This window comes from uncultured Flavobacterium sp. (assembly GCF_963974175.1).
GTDB lineage: Bacteria > Bacteroidota > Bacteroidia > Flavobacteriales > Flavobacteriaceae > Flavobacterium.
The window spans coordinates 46,661-69,534 of the sequence record NZ_CAXBBR010000009.1; the positions used below are offsets into that span (position 1 = coordinate 46,661).

Annotated in this window: 24 protein-coding genes; 3 read left to right on the plus strand and 21 right to left on the minus strand. The window is 34.8% G+C overall.

All coding sequences use genetic code 11. The annotated features are described in order from the left end of the window. Positions 1-297 precede the first annotated feature (297 nt). Complete coding sequence (locus AAC069_RS13580; protein WP_339921001.1) at positions 298-1,830, plus strand: SulP family inorganic anion transporter; 1,533 nt, start codon at positions 298-300, stop codon at positions 1,828-1,830. Positions 1,831-2,102: 272 nt separating this feature from the next. On the opposite strand, the gene AAC069_RS13585 is transcribed toward AAC069_RS13580, so the two are convergent. The 3 genes from AAC069_RS13585 to AAC069_RS13595 form a co-directional block, all read right to left on the minus strand. Continuing rightward, complete coding sequence (locus tag AAC069_RS13585; RefSeq protein ID WP_339921002.1) at positions 2,103-2,417, minus strand: HPF/RaiA family ribosome-associated protein; 315 nt, start codon at positions 2,415-2,417, stop codon at positions 2,103-2,105. A 329-nt stretch (positions 2,418-2,746) separates the two neighbouring features. After that, positions 2,747-3,370 carry a murein L,D-transpeptidase catalytic domain-containing protein gene (locus AAC069_RS13590; protein WP_339921003.1) on the minus strand — a complete coding sequence of 208 codons (624 nt, stop codon included), beginning with the start codon at positions 3,368-3,370 and terminating at the stop codon, positions 2,747-2,749. Between the two features lie 127 nt (positions 3,371-3,497). After that, the gene (locus tag AAC069_RS13595) at positions 3,498-4,034 is read right to left on the minus strand and encodes a GNAT family N-acetyltransferase (protein ID WP_339921004.1); all 537 of its coding nucleotides are present in this window, start codon (positions 4,032-4,034) and stop codon (positions 3,498-3,500) included. 403 nt (positions 4,035-4,437) lie between these two features. On the opposite strand from AAC069_RS13595, the gene katG reads away from it, so the two are divergent. Next, on the plus strand, positions 4,438-6,675 hold the full coding sequence (gene katG / locus AAC069_RS13600) for a catalase/peroxidase HPI (RefSeq protein ID WP_339921005.1): 2,238 nt from the start codon (positions 4,438-4,440) through the stop codon (positions 6,673-6,675). A gap of 136 nt (positions 6,676-6,811) precedes the next feature. On the opposite strand, the gene AAC069_RS13605 is transcribed toward katG, so the two are convergent. The 12 genes from AAC069_RS13605 to AAC069_RS13660 all read right to left on the minus strand — a co-directional run bounded on the left by AAC069_RS13605 (position 6,812) and on the right by AAC069_RS13660 (position 15,656). Further along, on the minus strand, positions 6,812-7,174 hold the full coding sequence (locus AAC069_RS13605; RefSeq protein WP_339921006.1) for a glyoxalase: 363 nt from the start codon (positions 7,172-7,174) through the stop codon (positions 6,812-6,814). Between the two features lie 146 nt (positions 7,175-7,320). Further along, the gene (locus AAC069_RS13610; RefSeq protein ID WP_339921007.1) at positions 7,321-7,452 is read right to left on the minus strand and encodes a hypothetical protein; all 132 of its coding nucleotides are present in this window, start codon (positions 7,450-7,452) and stop codon (positions 7,321-7,323) included. 405 nt (positions 7,453-7,857) lie between these two features. After that, the gene (locus AAC069_RS13615) at positions 7,858-8,442 is read right to left on the minus strand and encodes a fasciclin domain-containing protein (RefSeq protein WP_339921008.1); all 585 of its coding nucleotides are present in this window, start codon (positions 8,440-8,442) and stop codon (positions 7,858-7,860) included. A gap of 561 nt (positions 8,443-9,003) precedes the next feature. After that, complete coding sequence (locus AAC069_RS13620; protein ID WP_339921009.1) at positions 9,004-9,390, minus strand: hypothetical protein; 387 nt, start codon at positions 9,388-9,390, stop codon at positions 9,004-9,006. Positions 9,391-9,619: 229 nt separating this feature from the next. Beyond that, entirely contained in the window at positions 9,620-10,081 is a 462-nt protein-coding gene (locus AAC069_RS13625; RefSeq protein WP_339921010.1) for an N-acetyltransferase, read from the minus strand. Between the two features lie 130 nt (positions 10,082-10,211). After that, entirely contained in the window at positions 10,212-10,736 is a 525-nt protein-coding gene (locus tag AAC069_RS13630) for a hypothetical protein (RefSeq protein WP_339921011.1), read from the minus strand. A 300-nt stretch (positions 10,737-11,036) separates the two neighbouring features. Beyond that, on the minus strand, positions 11,037-11,618 hold the full coding sequence (locus AAC069_RS13635; RefSeq protein WP_339921012.1) for a heme-binding protein: 582 nt from the start codon (positions 11,616-11,618) through the stop codon (positions 11,037-11,039). A gap of 173 nt (positions 11,619-11,791) precedes the next feature. Continuing rightward, positions 11,792-13,978 (minus strand): TonB-dependent receptor, encoded by a 2,187-nt coding sequence (locus tag AAC069_RS13640; RefSeq protein WP_339921013.1) that lies wholly within the window; start codon positions 13,976-13,978, stop codon positions 11,792-11,794. 54 nt (positions 13,979-14,032) lie between these two features. Next, positions 14,033-14,350 (minus strand): DUF6660 family protein, encoded by a 318-nt coding sequence (locus tag AAC069_RS13645; RefSeq protein WP_339921014.1) that lies wholly within the window; start codon positions 14,348-14,350, stop codon positions 14,033-14,035. Positions 14,351-14,470: 120 nt separating this feature from the next. Next, entirely contained in the window at positions 14,471-14,677 is a 207-nt protein-coding gene (locus AAC069_RS13650; protein ID WP_339921015.1) for a GDCCVxC domain-containing (seleno)protein, read from the minus strand. Next, entirely contained in the window at positions 14,677-15,285 is a 609-nt protein-coding gene (gene merTP / locus AAC069_RS13655; RefSeq protein ID WP_339921016.1) for a mercuric transport protein MerTP, read from the minus strand. Before merTP (AAC069_RS13655) ends, AAC069_RS13650 begins: the two co-directional genes overlap by 1 nt. After that, positions 15,282-15,656 carry a metalloregulator ArsR/SmtB family transcription factor gene (locus AAC069_RS13660; protein ID WP_339921017.1) on the minus strand — a complete coding sequence of 125 codons (375 nt, stop codon included), beginning with the start codon at positions 15,654-15,656 and terminating at the stop codon, positions 15,282-15,284. Before AAC069_RS13660 ends, merTP (AAC069_RS13655) begins: the two co-directional genes overlap by 4 nt. A gap of 482 nt (positions 15,657-16,138) precedes the next feature. On the opposite strand from AAC069_RS13660, the gene AAC069_RS13665 reads away from it, so the two are divergent. After that, positions 16,139-16,981, plus strand: a complete 843-nt coding sequence (locus AAC069_RS13665; protein WP_339921018.1) for an alpha/beta hydrolase — start codon at positions 16,139-16,141, stop codon at positions 16,979-16,981. Between the two features lie 395 nt (positions 16,982-17,376). Here AAC069_RS13665 and merA read toward each other — a convergent pair whose 3' ends face one another. From merA to AAC069_RS13695, 6 genes are all read right to left on the minus strand, one after another. Then, a complete protein-coding gene (gene merA, locus AAC069_RS13670; protein ID WP_339921019.1) occupies positions 17,377-19,029 on the minus strand; it encodes a mercury(II) reductase in 1,653 nt (550 codons plus the stop codon). A 41-nt stretch (positions 19,030-19,070) separates the two neighbouring features. Next, complete coding sequence (merTP, locus tag AAC069_RS13675) at positions 19,071-19,739, minus strand: mercuric transport protein MerTP (RefSeq protein WP_339921020.1); 669 nt, start codon at positions 19,737-19,739, stop codon at positions 19,071-19,073. Then, on the minus strand, positions 19,736-20,116 hold the full coding sequence (locus AAC069_RS13680) for a metalloregulator ArsR/SmtB family transcription factor (RefSeq protein ID WP_339921021.1): 381 nt from the start codon (positions 20,114-20,116) through the stop codon (positions 19,736-19,738). Before AAC069_RS13680 ends, merTP (AAC069_RS13675) begins: the two co-directional genes overlap by 4 nt. A gap of 448 nt (positions 20,117-20,564) precedes the next feature. Then, positions 20,565-20,999 (minus strand): hypothetical protein, encoded by a 435-nt coding sequence (locus AAC069_RS13685; protein ID WP_339921022.1) that lies wholly within the window; start codon positions 20,997-20,999, stop codon positions 20,565-20,567. A gap of 350 nt (positions 21,000-21,349) precedes the next feature. Continuing rightward, a complete protein-coding gene (locus AAC069_RS13690) occupies positions 21,350-21,757 on the minus strand; it encodes a hypothetical protein (protein WP_339921023.1) in 408 nt (135 codons plus the stop codon). A gap of 153 nt (positions 21,758-21,910) precedes the next feature. Then, positions 21,911-22,792 (minus strand): peptidylprolyl isomerase, encoded by an 882-nt coding sequence (locus AAC069_RS13695; RefSeq protein WP_339921024.1) that lies wholly within the window; start codon positions 22,790-22,792, stop codon positions 21,911-21,913. Positions 22,793-22,874: the final 82 nt, after the last annotated feature.

The window sequence follows — 22,874 nt, forward strand, 5'->3', positions numbered from 1 at the left end:
ATAGTAGTTGAAATAATTGTATGTGTTTGTTTTTCAGTACTTTATTTTCCATGTGGTGTCGTTATTAGTGGTTTATTACTTAGTGCATTTTACATAACTACATTCCTTTTTGAACCCCCAAAAAAAACAAGTACATTTGCAGACCGAAGACAAAAAATATTTTTGTTAGTTGGTAACATTGATTTAGCCATTTCGGCAAATGACTTAGATGTCAATTTTTTTATCGGTTTTAGAGGTTGGTGTACTATTGCTGATTCTTTTCCAGACCATAATCTCACAAATATTTTATAAAATAGAATGAAACAGTATTTCAACTTATTCGACTTTACGCAAAAAGTAAATTACAGAACGGAAGTTTTAGCCGGTTTAACCGTTGCAATGACTATGATTCCAGAATCATTATCATTTGCAATATTAGCTGGTTTTCCACCATTAGTTGGATTGTATGCTGCATTTATAATGGGGTTAGTTACAGCTATATTTGGAGGGCGACCTGGAATGGTATCTGGTGGTGCAGGGGCAACGGTGATTGTTTTAATAGCCTTAATGAAATCAAATGGGTTAGAATATGTATTTGCAGCTGTTGCTTTGGCGGGGGTAATACAGATTTTGATAGGCCTATTTAAGTTAGGCAAGTTCATTCGGCTAGTACCACAACCCGTTATGTTTGGTTTTGTGAATGGTTTAGCGATTATTATTTTTATGTCGCAGCTGGAGCAGTTCAAAACAATAGTAAACGGAGAAAGTGTTTGGTTATCAGGTAGCCCAATGTATATTATGCTCGGTTTAGTGGCTTTAACTATTGCGATTGTGATACTTCTTCCTAAGGTAACTAAAGCTGTTCCTTCGTCATTAGTTGCTATTATTGTGGTTTTTGGATTGGTGTTAGGATTGGGAATTGATACAAAAACAGTTGCAGATATTGCTTCAGTAAGCGGTGGTTTCCCACCATTTCATATTCCAGATATTACTTTAAGTTTTGAAACATTAAAAATAATTTTCCCATACGCACTAATTATGGCCTCAGTAGGACTAACAGAGGGATTATTGACGTTAAACCTAGTTGATGAAATGACGGGAACAAAAGGGAGTGGAAATCGCGAATGTATTGCCCAAGGGAGTGCTAATATTTTAAATGGTTTTTTCTTTGGAATGGGAGGCTGTCCTATGATAGCGCAAACTTTGGTTAATCTTTCAGCTGGTTCAAGGGCTCGTTTGTCAGGGATAGTTGCTGCATTAGCGATTCTTGTTATCATTTTGTTTGGTGCGCCCGTTATTGAACTATTGCCGATAGCGGCTTTGGTAGGAGTGATGATAATGGTGGCGATAGGTACATTTGAATGGATTAGTTTTAAAATAATCAATAAAATGCCAAAGCACGATATATTTGTTGGAGTCTTAGTGGCAATCATTACTCTTTTATTGCATAATTTGGCATTGGCAGTTTTGATTGGAGTGATCATTTCAGCTTTAGTTTTCGCTTGGGAAAGCGCTAAACGCATACGTGCTAGAAAATATATCGATGATAAAGGGGTTAAGCATTATGAAATATATGGACCTTTATTTTTTGGTTCTACTACTGCTTTTGCCGAAAAATTTGACGTGCTTGAAGATCCTGAGGAAGTAATTGTTGACTTCAGAGAGAGTAAAATTTCTGATATGAGCGCCATTGATGCCGTAAATAAATTAACAGAACGCTATGCAAAAGTGGGTAAAAAGATCCATTTGAGACATTTAAGCGCTGACTGTCGTCAGTTATTGCATGATGCAGATAAGGTTATTGATATTAATATTATTGAAGATCCTACATATAAAGTAGTTGCTAATTAAAGCTTGAATAATTTAGGGTTTGTATCCACTTATTTTCAGATGATTAAATGAATTATATAGACACTGCTGCTATCTAATTTTATTTACATTTTAGTTTTTTTAGTAACACTATTTTGGGCTAGAACATAGCGACAAATAAAAAGCGAGCTCATTTATAATATTAAATGAGCTCGCTTTTCTTTTTTAGGAACTGTGAAAGTACCTCAGTATTGTTATGTAGTGTTTTTTAGCGATTAAGACTAGTTTGACGTTCTACATTCCACATGGATTGATTAATGATTATTCAAACGACCTAATGTGCTGTCAAGTGATGTTTTTAATTTGGTAATGGCACCTTTCACCGCTAGCTCATGATTGTTAGCATGATTTGAAACAAGAATTGGTTTCATTCCTTCAAGACGTGCTTCTAGTTTACACAGTTTATCATTTTGTCCTTCTTTGTGTCCATTTTCATCTGAAAAATGAGCTTCTATCCTTGTAATGTGCGCACCAAATCTGCTTAATTCTTCAGTTAGTAAGGTACTTAATTGTGCTCTGAATGCTTCGTGTAAGGTTAAGTTGTTGTCTGAATTTAATTGAATAGTCATAAATAATTTTTTTTGTTATTAATTTTTTTGTTTAAAGAAGGTTAGTCAAATTAAAATAATGCTTTGCGACAATACTTCTGCAATTTGGGATACTCTTATCCTACTAATATACAAAATTGGTGAGTACCGTATTTAAATGCAATTCCTTCTTTGCAATTAATTTGTTATTATGTAAATTTAAGTATTATCGGACGAAAAGTGTTACATCTAAGCATAAATAAATTATATCATTCACACATCTAAGGGATACTATTCCGCAGCATGGGTATATAAAAAAGAATATATAGAAGAATGTATTTGAAGTCTCTTGAAGTTGCGAGAACTTTAATTTAATAGTAAATATCTAGAATGATGCTGCGCTTTGAATCGTCAATTAGTTTTTCAATTCGTTGATAATATTGTTCATTTACCATCGGACAGCCAAAGCTATATCCTATTTGATTATTCTGTTCTTCATAAGGTACATCGGTGCTTTTATGGAGAACAATATTTCTAGAGAAAGATTTGTTGTTAGTAGCATCTAATCCGTATAATTTGTAGGCTTTACCATATTGTCCATTATAACTGTTTCCGATGCTGTAACTGCCTAAAGAGGTACAAAGCGAACCATTTTCATTACTAAATTTTTGGTTTCCATCACTTTTTATTCGAGAACCAAAACCATGGGCTACTAACCCTTGATCTAGTAGTACATCATTTTTTAGATCATAAACAAAAAACCTATTTTTTCCTGACATTACTTCCATGTCTATAAAAAAGGCAATTTCTTGATTGTAATTGGAATTATTGCGAACTAAATCCTTGATTTTTTTTACATGTTGCAAAAGTTTTTCTTCGGTTGCGCTATTCAATTCAATATAGGCAAAGGGATTACTATCAACATTTTTTGCAAATATGTTGGTGCTCAAAAAGAAGAGTCCTATTGACAGCGAAACAAAGAATAGCTTTCTCATTTTGCAGGGGTATTAAATTATTGAACTGCTTTACAAAGTTAAGAAAAACAAAGGTGTGGTACGTTGAAAATCAGTATTTTAACAAATTTAAGGTGAAGGCTACCTCTTTAATTTGTTTTTATAAGAGCTAAATAGATTTATACATCCGGTACATGCCTCTTAAACTGGGATGGATTAGTTCATATTCTAATTCGAATGTACCACAAATTTTGTAGTCCATTTTTTCATAAAACTGCAATGCTTTTTTCTGGGTATCTATGGCTTCCAACCATAAAAAGGAGTGGCCATTAGCTGCCAGTCTATTTTCTGCCCAATGGATGAGACTTTTTCCGATGCCTTTCCCATGAAAAGCGGGGTCGAGATAAAGTCGATCTAGTTTTGCAGACTTTCTATCTTTATGTTCAACCAAAGTAACACTTTCGATTAGTTTTAATATCCCAATTGCTTCAGATTGATAATAGACAAAATAATAGGAAGAATTAGGAGTAGCGAGGTCTCTTTCTAGATTAGCGTAGGAATATATTTTATTCATATACCAGGCACCGGCATCGAACCACAAATGACGGTATTCTGGAAGATATATTTTGGACATTAAGGCGAACAGTTTTTCCTGGTCATCAATTGAAATTGGCTTTAACGTAATGGTGTCAGATACTGCTATCATGTTTTTATTATTCGTTTTCTTTATAATTTAGGATATTAAATAGCTGTATTCCTACGTGAAAAGATCATTTACTGTAAAAGTAAGGAATGCTAGGAAAAAGTCTCTTTTTTGTTCTAATTTTATTTAAATAATCATGTTAGAAAAAAACCAAAGTGGTGTTGCTAATATTGGGCTATTAAAATTTTCTGTAGTAAAGTGCTCAATTTTATAAGTTTGGAGGACTGTGTACAATCGCTATTCTATAATAGGTTTCCAAAGAAGCTCATTTTTTTTGTATAGGTTGGGTTCGCCAGTCATTTTAGTTGTCATAGAGAATATCTATAAGTATATAAAATCTATAGATAAAAAATATCGAAAATGTTTTTGTAAATTTGGAAGACCAATAAACGTAAATTCAATAAAAATGGAAGAAAATAAACAATCAAGCGGATCATCTTATAATACAAACAGCGAAAGCAAGTGCCCCTTTTCAGGAGGTGCTGCAAAGCAAAGTGCCGGTTCGGGTACTACTAATAAGGACTGGTGGCCAAATCAATTGAAATTGAACATACTTCGTCAACACGCGGCGCCGTCGAATCCGATGGGTGAAAATTTTAATTATGCAGCTGAGTTTAAAAGTCTGGATCTCGATGCGGTGAAGAAAGATATCTTTGCTCTAATGACAAACTCCCAAGACTGGTGGCCAGCAGATTATGGTCATTATGGACCGTTCTTTATTAGAATGGCTTGGCACAGTGCAGGTACGTATCGTACAGCTGATGGCCGTGGTGGTGCGAGTTCTGGTTCCCAGCGTTTTGCACCCCTTAACAGTTGGCCTGACAATGTGAACTTAGATAAGGCTCGTTTGCTACTATGGCCAATCAAACAAAAATATGGTAAGAAAATTTCATGGGCTGACCTTATGATCCTAACTGGTAACTGCGCTATCGAATCAATGGGTTTAAAGACTTTTGGTTTTGGAGGTGGACGTGAGGATATTTGGCAATCTGAAGAAGACATCTACTGGGGTTCTGAAGGGAAATGGTTAGATGACAAGCGCCATACTGGTGACAATGAGTTAGAAAATCCTCTTGCTGCCGTTCAGATGGGGCTTATATATGTAAACCCTGAAGGACCAAATGGTAATCCTGATCCACTTGCATCTGCACGTGATATTCGAGATACATTTGAGCGTATGGCTATGAATGATGAAGAAACTGTTGCCCTTATTGCTGGGGGACATACTTTTGGTAAAGCACATGGGGCTGCTGATCCAGACAAATATGTTGGAGCGGAACCTGCAGCCGCAGGGATTGAGGCACAAGGTATTGGTTGGAAAAATAATTTTGGTAGTGGAAATGGTGAACACACTATTTCAAGTGGGCTAGAGGGCGCTTGGACCACAACACCTACAAAGTGGAGTAACAATTACTTCGAGAACCTTTTTGGATTCGAATGGGAGCTTACCAAGAGTCCGGCAGGAGCACATCAATGGCAACCGAAAAATGGAGCAGGCGCGGGTACCGTACCAGACGCTCACAATCCATCAAAGAGCCACGCACCATTTATGCTTACAAGTGATATTGCTTTGAGAATGGATCCTATTTATGAGCCAATTTCTAGACACTTTTTTGAAAATCCTGATAAATTTGCAGATGCCTTTGCTCGTGCTTGGTTTAAACTGACGCACCGTGATATGGGACCTATAGAACGTTACCTTGGACCAGAAGTTCCGAAAGAGCAACTAATTTGGCAAGATCCTATTCCAGCTGTAACACACCAACTAATTGACAGTACTGATATAGCTACGCTAAAGACTAAAATACTTGATTCAGGGTTAACTGTGTCACAATTGGTATCTACCGCTTGGGCTTCGGCATCAACTTTCCGTGGGTCTGATAAACGTGGTGGTGCAAACGGTGCACACATACGTCTTGCACCTCAAAAAGATTGGGAAGTTAATAACCCTGCTCAGCTAGCGAAAGTAGTGCAGACACTTGAACATATTCAGTCAGAATTTAATAATACTCAGTCGGGGAACAAGAAGGTTTCAATTGCCGACTTGATTGTCTTGGGTGGATGTGCCGCTATTGAAAAGGCTGCAAAAAGCGCTGGTCATGCTGTGACAGTTCCATTTACACCAGGTCGTGGTGATGCATCACAAGAGCAAACAGATGTGGAAGCATTTGCTGTTCTTGAGCCTCAAGCAGATGGTTTTCGTAACTATTTGAAGGCGAATTATACGATATCAGCAGAGGAAATGCTGGTTGACAAGGCACAATTGATGACACTTTCTGTACCTGAGTTGACCGTTCTTCTTGGTGGGATGCGTGTTCTGAACACGAACTTTGATCACTCTACACATGGTGTGTTTACTAAACGTCCAGAAGTACTTACTAATGATTTCTTCTTGAATTTACTTGATATGGGAACAACATGGAAAGCAGTTTCTGAGGATGAAAAAGTATTTGAAGGTCGCAATCGTAATACAGGAGAAATAAAAGGAACTGGAACTCGTGCAGATCTTATATTCGGTTCGAATTCAGAGTTACGTGCTATTGCTGAAGTTTATGGATGTGCTGATTCATCAGAGAAGTTCGTAAAAGACTTCGTGACAGCATGGGATAAAGTGATGAACCTAGATCGTTTTGATATAGTCTAATAGGTCGCAAGACCAATAATAATTTTATAAAAAAAAGTGGTCCGGTAACGGGCCACTTTTTTGTTTTGTATTGTGAAGGCTTTCGTAAATTTATAAAGTACCGAAAGACTGGATGTAGTCATTATTTCCCCGAATTTTAATAAGTGAAAAATTCTCCAATGTGCCATAGAATACCGGAGGGATCGTGCAGGAAACATTCTTTTCCCCAGTCGTATTCCTGAATGGGAACAAGTTTCACATCAGTATATTTAGTGGTAAGATCCAAGGTTAAAAGTGATGCCCAAAAATCATCGACACTATCTACTTCTAAAAAAAGCATAGAATTGTCTATCCAATCCCGAACGTAAGCATCTTGCAAATAAAAAGCTACTTCTTCCATTTTGAAGACAGACATCGTATTGCCCAAAATAGTTTCTTCAAAACCCAATTCAAGATAAAAATTTCGCGACAATTCAAAGTCTTTGGCACCAATAAAGGGGCGAATTGATTTAGTTTTCATAGGTTAGTTTTACAGCGTCCCGCGTATTAGCGTAAAGTTACATTTTTTGTTATTAACTTGATAGGATGCTGCGATGTCAAATTTTGTAATAAGGTCTAAAAGAGGTGCTTCACTCATGGTTAAGTGAAGTCCTCAAGTAGAGTGGGTTATAATTTACTATCCTTAATCTTTTGTTGCAGTTCTGCGTCTTTTTCACTAGTACTTGTTAAAGCATAGGCAAATGCAACACCAAACAATAAGGTGATTATTCCTGCGAAATAGGGTATAAAATCAGTCATTTTTTTTTCTTTTTATTAGATGTAAGTAAATGCCAAAACAAAGTATTGATGGTACCCAAAGTCCTATGAAAATCGCATGATTTTCGTAGCCATTAAAAAATAAAATTTCAGAGTACACTAATGAAGCAAAGGCCGCAATAAATAGCAACTTATCAGTCAAGTTAAATTTATAAAACATAGTTTATTAATTATTTTAGTCCTACATGTATGGCTTGTCGGATGGCGCCCCGTTTTTTTTAGTGGGTTCTGGACTCCACGTTTTAATGTGATTACTGTAATAGGAGATGATCGTATCAGTTTCTTAAGCGAACTGATTTGTATTGTGGACCAACTTACGTACAGCCTTAGTTGGTAGAATAAACCGTTACACTGCTGCAACGGTTTTTAAATAAAGAAGTTAAAATGTTATTTAGGCATTACCACGGTATCTATTGCATGAATCACTCCATTTGAAGCAGCTACATCGGCAAGAATAACTGTTGCTGTTCCACCATTTGCGTCAGTCAACATCACTTTTCCGTCTTTCAAGCTTAAAACGATTGTACCTCCCTGAACAGTTGTAACACTGTATTTTCCGTTATTTTTGTTTATTGCATCAATTACTGTTGCAGCGTCAAATTTTCCTGACACAACATGATAAGTCAATACTGCTTTCAGTTTGTCCAAATTTTCTGGTTTCAATAAGCTGTCTACAGTTCCGGCTGGAAGCTTTGCAAATGCAGCGTTATTAGGAGCAAAAACGGTGAAAGGCCCATCTCCGCTTAAAGTTTCAACTAATCCTGCAGCTGTTACTGCTGTTACAAGCGTTGAGAAATCTGCATTTCCAGCAGCTACGCCTACGATGTTTGGAGTCTCAACAACTGCGGTTGTGTCCATTGCTACTACTGTTGAATCTGCCATCTCTGTCGATTCAGCTTCTTTTTTTTGACCACAAGAAGCAGTTATTACTCCTACTAATACAAATGCACTAATTGTTTTTACTAATTTCATAGCTAATATTTTTAAGTTTAAATTAAATTAAGATACTCAAAGGTAATCATTTATATGTTTTGTTCAGCATTTTTAGAAAATAATTAAACAAAATATAAATTTGATATGTAATAGATACTAGCAGTTGACCTTTAATCAGCCTAATTTAGAGGTAAAACGGCTTTCTCATATCTAGGCACAACTTGTATTATAATTAGTAGTTTATTTATTTTTCAACCAAATTTCTTCACGATTCTTACTCTTGAATAGTCATATCTCATTCTTAGGATGGGAACTTTGAATGTTTAAGTTGGGTTGCTGTTTAGAAGCTGACGCAATGGTTAAGTGGTTGTATAAAAAGAAGAGAAGGAAAACCATGCTATTGAGGCCTTCCATAAAAAAAGAAGCATTAAAGCTTCTTGTATACTCAAAATTCATAACGTTAAGATTGAAAGACGGAAGTGTAAGTGGTAACAGCTACCAGCCTTGGAGGGTTCAATAATGGTTTATTATTTCGTTTATTTATTATTGCTCGGTTATTGGCTTCTGAAGCCCATTGAAGCCATAGCCGTGGGGGTGTTTTTACCAATATCTTTTCCAATCAGAAAAAAAACGAAAAGGAACATATCCTAAATTGCTCATTTTTATTTCAATAGAGCTTTTCAATTCTTTATAATTAGCTAAGTGGAATTCGGATATATGAACCAGACTTTTTTTATTTTTTATCAGATACATTACTTCATAATTTCCCGCATTAGAAGCTTCGATTGAAGTTTCAAAACCATCAAAAGTGCTTATTTTGATTTTTGTTTTAGAAAATAAAATATTAGTTATTCTTATTTCTTGGCTATTTATTTCTATCCAAAGCACGCGTTTTATAGTTCCTAAAATAAACCAAAAGCATGTAAATAACATAATTGAAGAGACAAATAAAAATTTCAAATTACAATTTTCTCCAAATGTTTCCACTCTATTTATAAAAAGATAAATTGGCAAAAAGAATGTGGGGATTATCATAGCGACAAAAAGATATGTTTTGAAAGAAAATCGAGATTTTATCATTTTATACAAATATGGTTTTAGATTAGTGACAATGTTTGAAAGTTACACGATTCACAAGAGATGGGAAAACAGTGTTTTATGGTTAACGGGGACATCATCGTCATATGATAATTATACTAAAGCCTTTTTTATTGCGCTACTGTTGTTCAATGACATTTTTATTCTTTAGCTCCATGTAATATAAGTCAAAGCTCTCTGCCCAATAATTTTTTTCGACTTTCATAAGCTTGAACCCCATCTTTTCGTAGAATTTGTAAACAAGTTGAGTCGTTCTTACAATAATTAGATCAATTTCAAAATTCTTATTCAAATAGTTAATTCTGTGTTCAGTCAATTTTTTTCCAATTCCTTTTCCTTGTGATTCAGGTTCAATAATATCCCAAGAAATGTAAGCCGTTTTTTCTTTTGGAAAATAGTTGATTCCAGCTGCTGCTATAATTTTACTATTTTCTTCAACTACAAAGTAATCTTCTATCTCTTTATCAAGATAGGCTATTAAATCTTTTTCTTCTGCTGGGGCAAAAAAAGTAGGTGTGTTTGATCTTAGAAGTTCAATCACTGCGACTTTGTCATTCTCTATATAAGGTCTTATTTTCAATGTGTTTCTACAATTAATAGTGTCAAAGCTCCTGTAAGCTATGTTTTGGTTTAAGTGGGCTTAGTTTTCTCTTTCATGATAAAGATGTTCCAGTGATCGTACATCAGTCAATTCGTCTAGAACTCCATTACTAGCTGTTTTGATTTTGTGAAATGTCTTTCCAAATATAATTACTAACGGATTTTCCATTTGTCATTATCAAAAAACCGATTACTGTTGAAAAGAAATAGTACATCAGCCAGCCCGTTTCAAGGTAATTTATAAGTAGTTCTTTTTGTTTTAAAAAGTCGAATATTGAAGTAGCGAGACTGGGGAATGATTTTAAAAACCATACTGCTCCAATTATAGTTACTGTTATTGCTAAAACTGTTTGCGCAGGAAGCTCTAATTCAATTCTTTCTTCTATGAATTTTTGATCCAGTTTTAAGATTTTAATAATCCATTCCGTTTTAAATAGAAATAATCTCGTAACCAAAACATAAACTAGTAAAGTTATAAAACACATAAACCAAACTAAGATCAAATTATTCCAACCGATCTCACTGTCGATAAAACTTAAAGTTGATGTAAATTGAGGAATTATCCAAACACAATTTACTAAAAGCCATAATCCAATTGACTTGATAACAATTTTCCAAAACGTATTTATATGCATATGATTTCTTTGTAAGTTCGGTTTTCCGAAAGTTGTACATAATTTGTATATCAGTCTCATAAAAACCAGACTAAATCCGTAAGCTAATATATAGATAAAATAGTACAAATCATCATGTATGTTCAGGTGTTGCGCAAGGGATGGAAGCCTTTTATGGAATGCAATGAAATAAAATATATAGCATACAGCGCGACCGCACCGAAATGAAGTGGAAGTGGGGGTACGCCCAAAATATAAGATATAAAAAAATCCGACTGGCTTACACCAATCGGATTTTTGAACTATTAATATGTATTTGTTTTACAACTCGACAATAATTTCGTTTTTACGATTAAAAACTTCAAAAGGAGGATTGTACCCTAAAAAGTAAAATCGGTTAGTGTGCTTAATTCCCTCGGTATCTAAAGCTACTTTTAGTTTCTCTTTATACTTTTCTATTTTCTTATCACTAGCCCAACCGCCAAAGGATATGGCAGCAACAGTTTTTGCGGGTTCTTCTCGAAATTCTATCTGCGATTGGCTAGGCTGAGGAAGTGTTTCTTTTTTGAATTTTTTTGGAACCAAAAACATCATCGTCATAGAATCTTCGAGAGACATCGCTACCGGTGAGGTCATGGATATTTTTTCGTTTCTTTCATTACCGCCAAAAATATACCCTGCTAAAATGGAGAAACCCTTACTAGATGCCTCTTTGTATTCCTTTGTGGAGAGCTTGACGGAAGTAAATAAACTGGCCTCGTAGCTACGGATTTCAAATGCGTCGTATTTTTTATTGACAACATAAGGATAGGTTTCAATATTTTTTTGCTCCCTCATAACATAAATTTGTACAATAATAAAGGCTATGAGTAGTACTCCAAGTGAGATATATAATATTTTCATTGTTTGAATATAAGTGATTATCAGCTGAATTGGGAGTGATTTGCTTCTGTTAAAGATAAGTTTTTTTTGGAGGTACAAATCATTTTTTTTACACAACTAGTTATAGTAATGATACCGCTAGCACACGAATTCTGTGGCATGGTAATTCAATACCTTGATAATTCTATTTTATTCTAGTGTTCCTCATTTCCAAAAGGTTTTATAATAATTCCTAAACTAAATATAAACCCGTCAGTAGGGGCGTATAGTTCTGGAAATACTGGGTTTTCGTGAGGCGGTAATAGCAGTGGTGAAAATCTACTTTGTCTTCTGTCTGTAAAGTTTTCAAAATTCACGAAAACACTACCAAACTTTAAATTTCGCATGAGCAATAAACCCACTGTAGTAAAATCTGTTGTCTCAGTTCCGTTTGATAACAACTGCTTTCCTGTATAAAAGGTTTCGAATCCGATGCGCCATTTTTCAGATTCATACATAAAAACGCTTCCTCCGTTGTGTTTTGCAGTTAAAGGTTTTTGTGGATTTCCTTGTAAATAATTTAGTCTGGTATCTATTAGCGCATAATTTAAAAACCATCTAAAATCTTTGTAGCTGAACTTGATATTAGTTTCAGCTCCTTTGCTTAGAATTTTATCCGTTGCATTCTCATAGGTAAAGAAGCCATCATTTGTGCTATTCAATAGTAAAGCATTGTTAATTGCGGTGACGTAAAATAGTTGATTGATGGAAAAACCTACTACGTCAAATAAGTTTACGTTATAGTTTACATCAAAATTAACACCGTAGGAACGCTCTGGTTTTACTATTGATTTATCGATAGCAAGTACATCTTTAAAATTAATATATTCTGCCTCTTCAGTAAAAATATCAGGAATTTTATAGCCTAAACCACCACCAATTCTGCTCGAAAATCCGCTATCATTTTTGTATAGTAAAGACAACCTTGGTAGTGGAAAAAAGCCAAAATCAGTGTTGTAATCGCCTCTTAATCCTGTTTCTAAGATCCAATTGTCTGAAAGGTCATAGATGTTGTTGATAAACATTCCGTAGGTAAGATCTTTTTGGTCGCGTTGCAGTGTAGCATTTTCATTTTCATCAAAGTTTGAGGAGTATATATTGGCACCAAAAATCCATTCCGTTTTTTGGGATTCTCTTTGATAGTTAATTTCGGTGAAGGTATTTATTTGCTTACCGTCAAAGTTAAAATCAGGAACAGTAAGATTTCGGTCAAAAAAGGAGATACTATTTTTGATATGAAAAGAACTTACTGAATCCAGTTGCGTTTGATACACTGCTTGACTGCTTAGCCTTTTTGAAATGTTTTCTTCGGTGTATTGGTGAATTCCATTTTTACCACTTTTAATCGCTGTCATATCGCCACCGATTCGATCATCGTAAGTCCCGTTCAATCCAAACCAAAAAGTAGTTTTTTCTGATGGGTAATAATAGAATTTTGGGTTAAATGAAATGGATTTTGTTTTTGGTAAATTACTAAAGTCATCGTCTTCTGTATCATATGCTTTTTGATAATGTCCAGAGCCGTATAAAGAAATCCCCACATTCTCGTTCCTTTTGCTATAAAATACATTAGCAGTGCTTCCTAATGCCTGTGTTTGAGTGAGCATAATATCTAAATCTGCCTCATCACCAGGTGTTTTTGATACCATATTTACCAAACCTGCTATAGCGCCACCACCATAAAGAGTAGAGGAGCTTCCTTTAATAATTTCAAATTGTTGCAAGTCTAAGGGCGGAATTTGCAAAATACTCAAACCACTTGAAAATCCTCCATAGAGAGGAAATCCGTCTCTTAAAAGCTGTGTGTATCGTCCATCAAGACCTTGAATCTTAATATTTGTACTTCCACTACTTAAAGAAGTTTGCTGCATTTGTATTCCTGTACTTTCTCGAAGTACCATAGAAATATTGGTTGGATTCATAGCCGCTTTTTCGCCCAGTTCTTCGCCACCAATAAACTCTATTCTTGTTGGGATTTTCCTAACGGTTCTTGTACTTCTCGACGATTGTACTACCACTTCGTCCAGTTCGTGATCGTCGTCAGTTGTTAATTTGAAAATTAATGCGGTTGCACTGGGTGTAAGAATACTTGTTTTTAGGGTTTTATAGCCTAAATAAGAAATTGTAATAATGTGTTGTCCATTTGGAATTTCGGTAAAAGAGGCATTTCCGTCACGATCAGTTACTGCTCCTTTTTCTACTTTTTCAAAGTAAACCGTTGCGCCTAATAAGGGTTCGTTTTCGGTGGCCGTAATTACTTTTATTTGCACGGCTGATGTTTGCGCTTTTAATGAAAAGCACGCTGTAATGATGAGCATTGCGCTCAAGATGTATTTCTTCATTGAAGATATAAATTGATTTAGTAATTTGTTTTTTTTGACTTTGTAGTCAGTTAATTAGCTAATCAATTGCGGCGGTTGCCAAATATTAGAATCAAAATCAAATCGATAGATTGATTGATAAGAAGAAAATACTGTTGTTGGAATTTCTGTTTCTACTTCAAAATTGAAGGACGTAAGAGGTTCAGAAGTGATAGACATTCCGCAACAGTTGCAAATGCAAGTAACAGGACATGAATCATCGCTTTCGTTTTGATGATTGTGGTTCACACTTATTTCGTCTTGGTGTTGGTCTTCCGTATTATTACGGTTAGAACAAGGTTTTATTGACAAAAAAAGTAGTAGCAGCGATAATATGATTGTTGTTCCTTTCATAAGCAATCGCAAAGTTAATAAATACAATTTTTATACTACTGAATTGTTTTGTTTGTTTTTTGTGATGCTGTTCTCTTATGTATTAGGGAAAGTAAATGTGGAGTTTGTTATTTTGGCTTTTTAGCAACAGCTTTCGTTCTGCTGTATCGAAGGACATTTTACGGAGCCATAACTACAATATACACAGCAGTCGCCATCGTTTGGGCGTAATACCTTTTTACAGCTTTCACATTCGTAAAAGAATTGACAGGATTCTGTAGGCATTTCTTCAATTTTTTTATGTCCGCAGTTTGGACAAGTAATTTCTGATTTTAATTGGATTTCCATTAGTTTTCTTTTTTGTTAGTTACTTTGTAGCCTGTTGAGTTAATTACTTTTGTAATGTCAGTTTCATTGGTTTTGGTGCTGTCAAATTCAATGATTGCGTTTCCATTTTCATAGGATACTTTTGAGGTTACAATTCCGTTGAGTTTATTTACGTGTTCTTCACAACTTGCACAGGTCATTCCACTGATTTTAAACTCCGTTGATTGAATGTTTAATTTGTCAACTACGATTATTTGCTTTTCTGTGTTTGGGTAGAATACTCCCGAATAGTATGGAAAAGCCAGCATTATAACTGCAAAGACCGTTACAATTCTTAAAAATATTTTTGATTGAATAAGTTTTGGGTTTCCTGGCTTACTGGCAGTCAGGTTGTCCGTTTCACATTCGCAGTCGATTTCATTTTTAGGTTTTAATATATGATACCAAGCAAAACCAAGAACCAAAATTGTCAATCCAATTAGATAAGGTCTAAAAGGTTCTATCCAAGAAAATGTTGAGGCAATTCCGCTTGTTCCTGCGATTATAGCCAAAATAGGTGTAATGCAACATAGTGAAGCTGTAATTGCGGTGAGCAAACCTGCACCTATTAATTTTTTTTCACTTTTCATATCGCGTCTACTATTTTATTTTTATCAAGTATTTCAAAAAACGGATGCAGTAATTTTTCGTATTCAGTAGTTAGTGAGTAAAAAATAGTTTGAGCTTCTCTATCAGTTTCTAATAGATTTCTATCTTTCATTTTGCGCAAGTGTTGAGAAATAGCAGAAATGTTCATTCCAAGAATATCGCTTATATCACAAACGCAAAGTCTTTTTTCCTCAAAGAGTAGGTAAAGTATTTTAAGTCTTACGTTGTTTCCAACTAATGAAAGCCCATTGGCTAAATAGTCAAACGATTCGTTTAATTGCAAAACGGTGTCTTTACAACGGTTTATTTGCTCAATGTCTGCTTGTTGTCTTATGCAAGAATTATTTTCCATAACACAAAGTTACATTTATTTCTTATTTAAGCAAATACTAAAATAAGTAAAAACAAGAATAAATTTGGTCTTTCTGACGAGTTGTGTGGTTTTAGGCTTGTCACTAACTAGTAAATTACCACGATGCTTCAGGCTTATTCATTAAGCTACTATACAAATAAAATAGTACAAGTCATTTCATAGTTGTGGCCTATGAGATTGCCCCAGTGCTTCGGGTAAAAAAATAATTTTTAATTCCTCTCTAATTATCGTTAAAACGCTGTGCTATACCACCTCTATCTTTGGTTTCTACAACTGTTTTTTTTACGAATTTTAATAATTAGCACGAATTAATAATCAAAGTACTTGCGAAAACAGTGTTTGATCTCCATATAATGATGACATTCACTGTCTTGTTTTGAAATACTATAATTTTAAAAGCAATAGTTTTGTCAACTTCTTATCTTTGTTAGGCTAGTTAATGAAGCCTAAAAATAAAAATCATGATATTAAATAGAAAATTTATTCTCGAAGGAGCATCACAGCAAAAATTTGCAATGGATTTAAGTTATTCTGAATCTCGGGAACAAAAAGGAGTAATCATTTTTTGTCATGGATTTAAAGGTTTTAAAGACTGGGGTTGTTGGCAAATGGTCGCCGACTATTTCGTAGAAAATGGTTTTGCTTTCTTAAAGTTTAATTTTTCGCATAACGGAATGGGACTAGAAGATGCAGTCGAATTTACGGACCTCGATAAATTTGCTACTAATACTTTGGGAAAGGAAATGGAAGATATTGAGAGCGTGGAGCAATTTATAGTCAACGAATTACCAACAATTTTACCTGTAATTAACACAGATAAATTTTTTATAATAGGTCATAGCAAGGGAGGCGTTTCGGCATTATTGTATTGCACGCAATACGATACTAAAATTGAAAAAGTATGTACGTGGGCGAGTCCGTTTGATTTTCATCGTTCTTGGAATTCAAAATTTATGGACCAGTGGAGAGCTGATGGTGTTCAGTATATTAAAAATGCGAGAACTAATCAAATGATGCCTTTGGAGATAACTGTTTTGGATGATCTTGAAACCAATAAAGAAAAGTACAGTTTGGTTAATGCGGGTCAAAAGCTCCAAATTCCGTATTTGATTATTCAAGGAACGAATGATCAAGCGGTGAAAATGGAAGAGTTCAATTTGTTAAAGAAACATTTTAGTAAAGCAAAAAGCCATGTAATTTTAGAAGCCAATCATGTTTTTGGAGGATCACACCCTTATTCAGGAACTGAATTACCAGAGCATACTCAAGAATTGGTTGTAGTGACCAAAGAGTTTTTCTCGTAGTTGAGACTAGCTTCTTCTATAACTTGTCTAAAAAAAAGACTATAAACAGATAAGTTGCTATTTCACCCAGATGTACAAATTAAACGTAGCCTTTCACAAATAATTTCTACACAGTTTGTGGTTTTATATGACGATTTCGGGCTTGGCGAGGTTGCGAACTTCGTAACCGTTTATTTTCCTCTAAAGATAAAATTTCTTGCGGAACGTAAACGCGAATCTACCACAAAATTCGAAATCTTGCCAAACGGCTGTTATGCGTTCGCCCTTCTTTCTCGGTCGTGGTTTGTCTGTCCAATATTGCTGTGTCTGTGCGGTTGGAGAGGCATACTCTCTTGCAAGTTTTGGTTTAGCGTTGGCTTGTGCGACTTGCAAGAGTGTATGACTGTGAAAGGGAATTAACTTGCACAACAACTTAATTTAGAAATGTCCTTGCCGAATGTGATGGCTGCTAATTTTATTCCTTCTCCTAATGTCAAATATGGATAAAAACTTTCTGCCAAATCTTTTACAGTTATTCCGTGTTTGATAGCCATACTTAATTGTTGAATAAGTTCTCCACCTTCAGGTGCTACTATTCTTGCTCCGATTAGTTTGTCTGTGTCTGTGTTGCGAATGAGTTTGATAAAACCTCTTGTGTCATTTGCTGCTATGGCTCTTGGAACGTCCTTCAATTCTATTTTAGAAACTTCAAACGGAATGTTTTGAGCTTCCGCTTGTGCTTCGTCCAAACCTGCACCTGCCACTTGTGGGTCGGTAAAAACAACCCAAGGCAATGAAGAATAGTCGGCTTTGTTTTCTGTTCCTGTAAAAGCATTTTCAACTGCAATTTTTCCTTCAAAAGCCGCTGTATAAACAAATGCTGGCGTATTCGTCACATCGCCTATAGCATATATGTTTGGTAAATTGGTTTCCATTTTTTCGTTTACCAAAATGTGTCCTGTTTTATCAATTTCCAACCCAATATTTTGCAATCCCAATTTTTGCGTATTAGGTTTTGTTCCTGATGCCACTACAACTTTTCCTTTTTCTATGATTTGTGTAAAAGAACCGTCTGGACATTTGCAATGAATGATTGTTTCGTTTTCTTTTTTCTCAAATTTTACCGCTCTGAAATTGGGTAAGATTTCAATACCTTCTTTTCGCATTTGAGTTTCCAATGCTTCACTGATGTCAGGTGTCTGGGTTCTTAATACTCGGTCTGTAAATTCAATGATACGTACTTTTACACCCAGACGGTTGTATGCCATTGCGATTTCTAACCCTATGTAACCAGCACCCATAATGGTAATGCTTTCGGGTTTTTCTTCTAAATCAAAAAGCGAAACATTGGTAAGAAAACCAATTTCATTTAGACCTTCTATATCGGGTATATTAGTTGTAGCACCTGTGGCAATGATAAATTTCAAAGCGGTGAATTCTTTTTGACCATCAACAACGATGGTTTTGTTGTCTTTAAATTCTGCCCAGCCTGTAACCATTGTTAGGTTTTCAAAATCGCTGACAACATCCATATATTTTTTTTCTTGAAGTGTAGCCACCAATTTTTTCTTGTCCTTGATAACCTGTGCAAAATCAATCTCAGCTCCTTTGGGCTTGATGCCTGCAAAGTTAGAATGTGTGGCGTGATATGCAGTTTCTCCTGCTCGGATTAAGTTCTTTGACGGCACACAACCTACATTTACACAAGTTCCGCCAAAGTCCAAGCCACCGTTTACCATTAAAGTGGTTAATCCCAAACTATCAGCTTTAATAGCTGCGGAAAATGCTGCCGAACCACCGCCAATAATGATTAAATCAAAATGGTTTCTGTTAGTATCGCTATTTTCCTTAACCGCTTTTACTTTGTAGGTTTTTGTTTCGTTAATAGTATTGACAATTTGTTCTTTGCTTGTCTTGTTTGGGTCAAACGAACATTCGCAACTTCCGTTTGAGTAGCTTACGTTGGCTTCCGATATACCTTCATTTTTTGAAAGTAATTTTTCAATTCCTGTTGCACAATGGTCGCAGGTCATTCCGGTTATATCGAGTTTTATTGTTTCTTTATTCATTTTATTATTTAATTAAATTCTTAATAATGTAATCAAAAAAATTATTTACAACCATTAGGACCACAAACGTGTCCACTTTCACCGTGTGCAGGATTTTCATTTGTTACTTCTCCTGAAACTTTGTAACCTGTTCCGTCTATTGCTTTTGTGATAGTTGCTTTGTCCGTTTTAGAATTATCAAATTTAACATTAGCAATTCCTTTAACGCTGTTAGCCGAAACACTTACAATTCCTGGCAACTCATTCACTGCGTGTTTTACGTGTTCTTCGCAGCTCGCACAAGTCATTCCGCTTACATTGAATTTTACTTCTTGAATGTTGTCAGAAGAAACTACTACAACCTCTTTGTCTGCTTTTGGGTAAAAAATGTGTCCGTAATATGGAAAAGCCATCATCAAAAATGCAAACACCGTTACAATTCCTAAAAACTTTTTGGTTTGCATAAAAGGTGCTTTCTCGCCTTCTTCGCAATCACATTGTATTTCTTCGGCTGTTCGTGGTTTGAGTTTTTGATACCAAGCAAAACCCAAAACTAAAACGGTAATACCAAGTAAGTATGGTCTTGCAGGTTCTAACCAAGAAAATGATGAGGCAATGCCTCCAGCACCTGATATAAGGGCTAAAACTGGTGTTATGCAACAAAGTGATGCTGCAATGGCTGATAGGATACTCGCTCCTTCAAGTTTTCCTGATTTTGATTTGTTATTCATACTGTTTCCTTTTTGAAATGTTTGTTAGAAATAATTGTGAAAAACGGTCGAAGCAAAGTCAGTTGTTCTGGTTTAAGAGAGTAGAAAATGGTTTGTCCTTCTCTTCTTCCTTCAATAATGTTTCCGTCTTTAAGTTTCCTCAAATGTTGTGATACGGCAGGAATGCTCATTCCTAAAATGTCTGATAAGTCGCAGGGGCAGAGTTCGTTTTCTTCTTCTAAAAGAAATAAAATTTTTAGCCTCACTTCATTTCCTGCAAGAGCCAACAAACCGCTCAATTGTCCAAATGCCTTGTCGTTTGCCCGTAAAGTTTCTCTACAATTGTCTATCTGAACCTTGTCGGCAAACACCCTAATACACGATTGATTGTTGTCCATTATTTTTTTGTTTTGATTTAATAACGTAACAAAGATATAAATAGTTTGCTTATTTAAGCAAATTCTTAAATATATTTTTCAAAAGGTCGTCATTTTGGTCAGCGGTGGGTGATTTAGCTCTTTTGGTTTTGCGAAGGGTCGGCTTGTGTGTCGGGCAAAACCAAATGTGCTAAATGTGCGATTGGCTTTTTTTCTGTCCGTTCAATGTAGCACGGTCGTCTTTTAGGTTGACGCATAACGTTATGCCACTTTGAGATGGCTGGAAGTTCGTAACCGCTCAATTTTCGGCTTAACGAAAACTTGATGCGAAACGGTAATTCTACTAAAAGCCCAATCTCGCCAAACGGCTGTTAGGCGATGTAACAATTATTCACAATGTTTTTACGTTTTGTTAGTCTCTTTTTAAGTTTATTATAAATCTCGTCCTAATTATTTTTGCATTATAAGTTTAATCAACTGTTCCACACTTAAAAGTATCCCTTTCGATATTTAACTTCTTAAACATCATTAAAAAGTCATCTATTTTAGTGTTATAATCTGTTTTTCCGTAGCTAAGATAAATTGTTGTTTTTAAGTCACTTTTAATTATAAACTTCTTTTTAAATGGTTTACATTTTCGGGCATAAAATTTCATATAGATAGTATTATCAACAATGTCTTGAGGGTTCAAATAAAAAATGTCAATTCCATCAAAATCAGAACAACATTTCGCTTGAATTCTTTTATTTCCAGAATATACTTCAGTAAATGTTCCAATTAAAGTGTCTTTTGTGTTTTTTTCGATAGTTAACAAATCTACTCTAAAGTCTTTTTTAAACTTTTCAGCTTGCCCAAATATTGACAAAGTAAAAAGTACAAATAATGTGTAAATAATATTTTTCATTTCAAGCATTTTACAATATTAATTATTTTATTAAATAGTAAGGAACATTATTTCTTCACAATTCTCTTAATTTTTGGAGTTATATCGTCTAACTTCCCTTGGCTTTGCTCGGATTTAGGGACTAATATAAGATTTATCTTTCGGATTATTACTTATAATTCAAGTACAAGACCAACTTCAAATTAAGTCGAATAACCCAATCCGGCAAAATCGCTTTTAGGCGCTGGCTTTTCTTTTTTACAATTGATTTTCAACTTATTCAATACTGTCCTTTTTAAAAAGCAACTATATTAGTTCGAGTCAAACTCCCTCACTTTTGAAGTCCTTAAACCCAAAATCCGATTTTTTACTTATTCATATTTCCATTTGTGTCTAAAAAAGTCAGCCGTAAAAAGTCCTAAACCTGTCAATAACGCTCCTGCAATAAATTGCCAAGCATAAAAATGTGCATCAGAATTGCTAAAAACATTTTCAAATCCGAATACTGTTAACCCATTTATGAAAAACATTGTCAGTACGGCAAAGAGTATTTTCATTCCTATAGTTTTTGATTTGAAATAGACAAAGAGAGATACAATCGTAAAAATAAGATTTAATGATATAGCTAAGTCAAGGGTCTCTATTCCTATTAAATCTTCTGTAAGAGCTAATGTTCCGCCGTTCCAATACATTAAAATGACTTGAACAATTGGAATGAATGAAGTAATCAAAAGTACTCCACAGAAAATCAGTGATATTTTGTATTCGTTCAGTTTCATTTTTTTTAAGCTTGTGCCTAACGTATTTAGATAAGATTAGTTACGTTGTTTAAGCACCTAATTGAGCAAATACGAACGGAATAGAAATCCGAGTATTTTCGTAAGTAGGTTTGTACTAGCAATTAATTTTATACCGTGTTGGTGGTCATTTTTTCAATTATACGATTTTCTTTTAATCATTCTAACAGATATTATACGAATATCATTAATAGGTTTATCTTCTTTATTTGTTTCAACTTTGGCAATACGATCAACAACATCTATTCCTTTAATTACTTCACCAAAAATCGTATAATTTTGGTCTAATCTTGGTTCACCACCAATAGTTTTGTAAATTTCTCTTTGAGTTTCGGGAAGGCTATATTTTATCATCGTTTCCAGTTCAACAGTGGTTAATGAATCAAACTTTTTCTGAAGGATATCAAATTGAACAATATCCTCTTCACTGGCTTCTTCTTTAGACAATAAGCTCAATTTTTGATATTGTTCAAAAGCATCTTTTAATTCGGGTCTATTGAAAACTTTATTTTTTGCCGTCATAGAATTAATTCTCTCTGTGGCTTTATTTATAGTGCTATCCGTTTGTTTTCCTGTTTGAATAATGTAAAACTGGAAACCACTGGATGAACGATTTGGATTAGAGATATCTGATTCTCTAGCTGCGCCTAATGCCCCTCGTTTATGAAAAAGATCCTTTCTAAATTCAGATTCAATGGTATATGACAATTCTGGATCTCCTTCAGGATCATACGTTTTAGAGATTTTAGTGGTTGGGTTTCCTGCTTGGATTACAAAATTATCTTTTACCCGATGAAATGCGATACCATCATAAAATTTTTGGTTAACTAACTTTATGAAGTTATTACGATGCTTTGGTGTTTCATCTGATAGGCGCAAAATAATAGTACCAAAGTCGGTTATCATTTCTACATCTTTTGATAAATCACGTTTCTTGACACCTTCATAAACTCTTTTATTACAACCAAGAGAGATCACTATTATATATACAACCAAGAGTTTTGTAATTATTTTCATAGAAAAGGATCTTAATTATTAAGTTTCAAAGGACCACCAACGTTTTGCCACTTAGAGATGGCTGGAACTTCGTGGCCGCTCA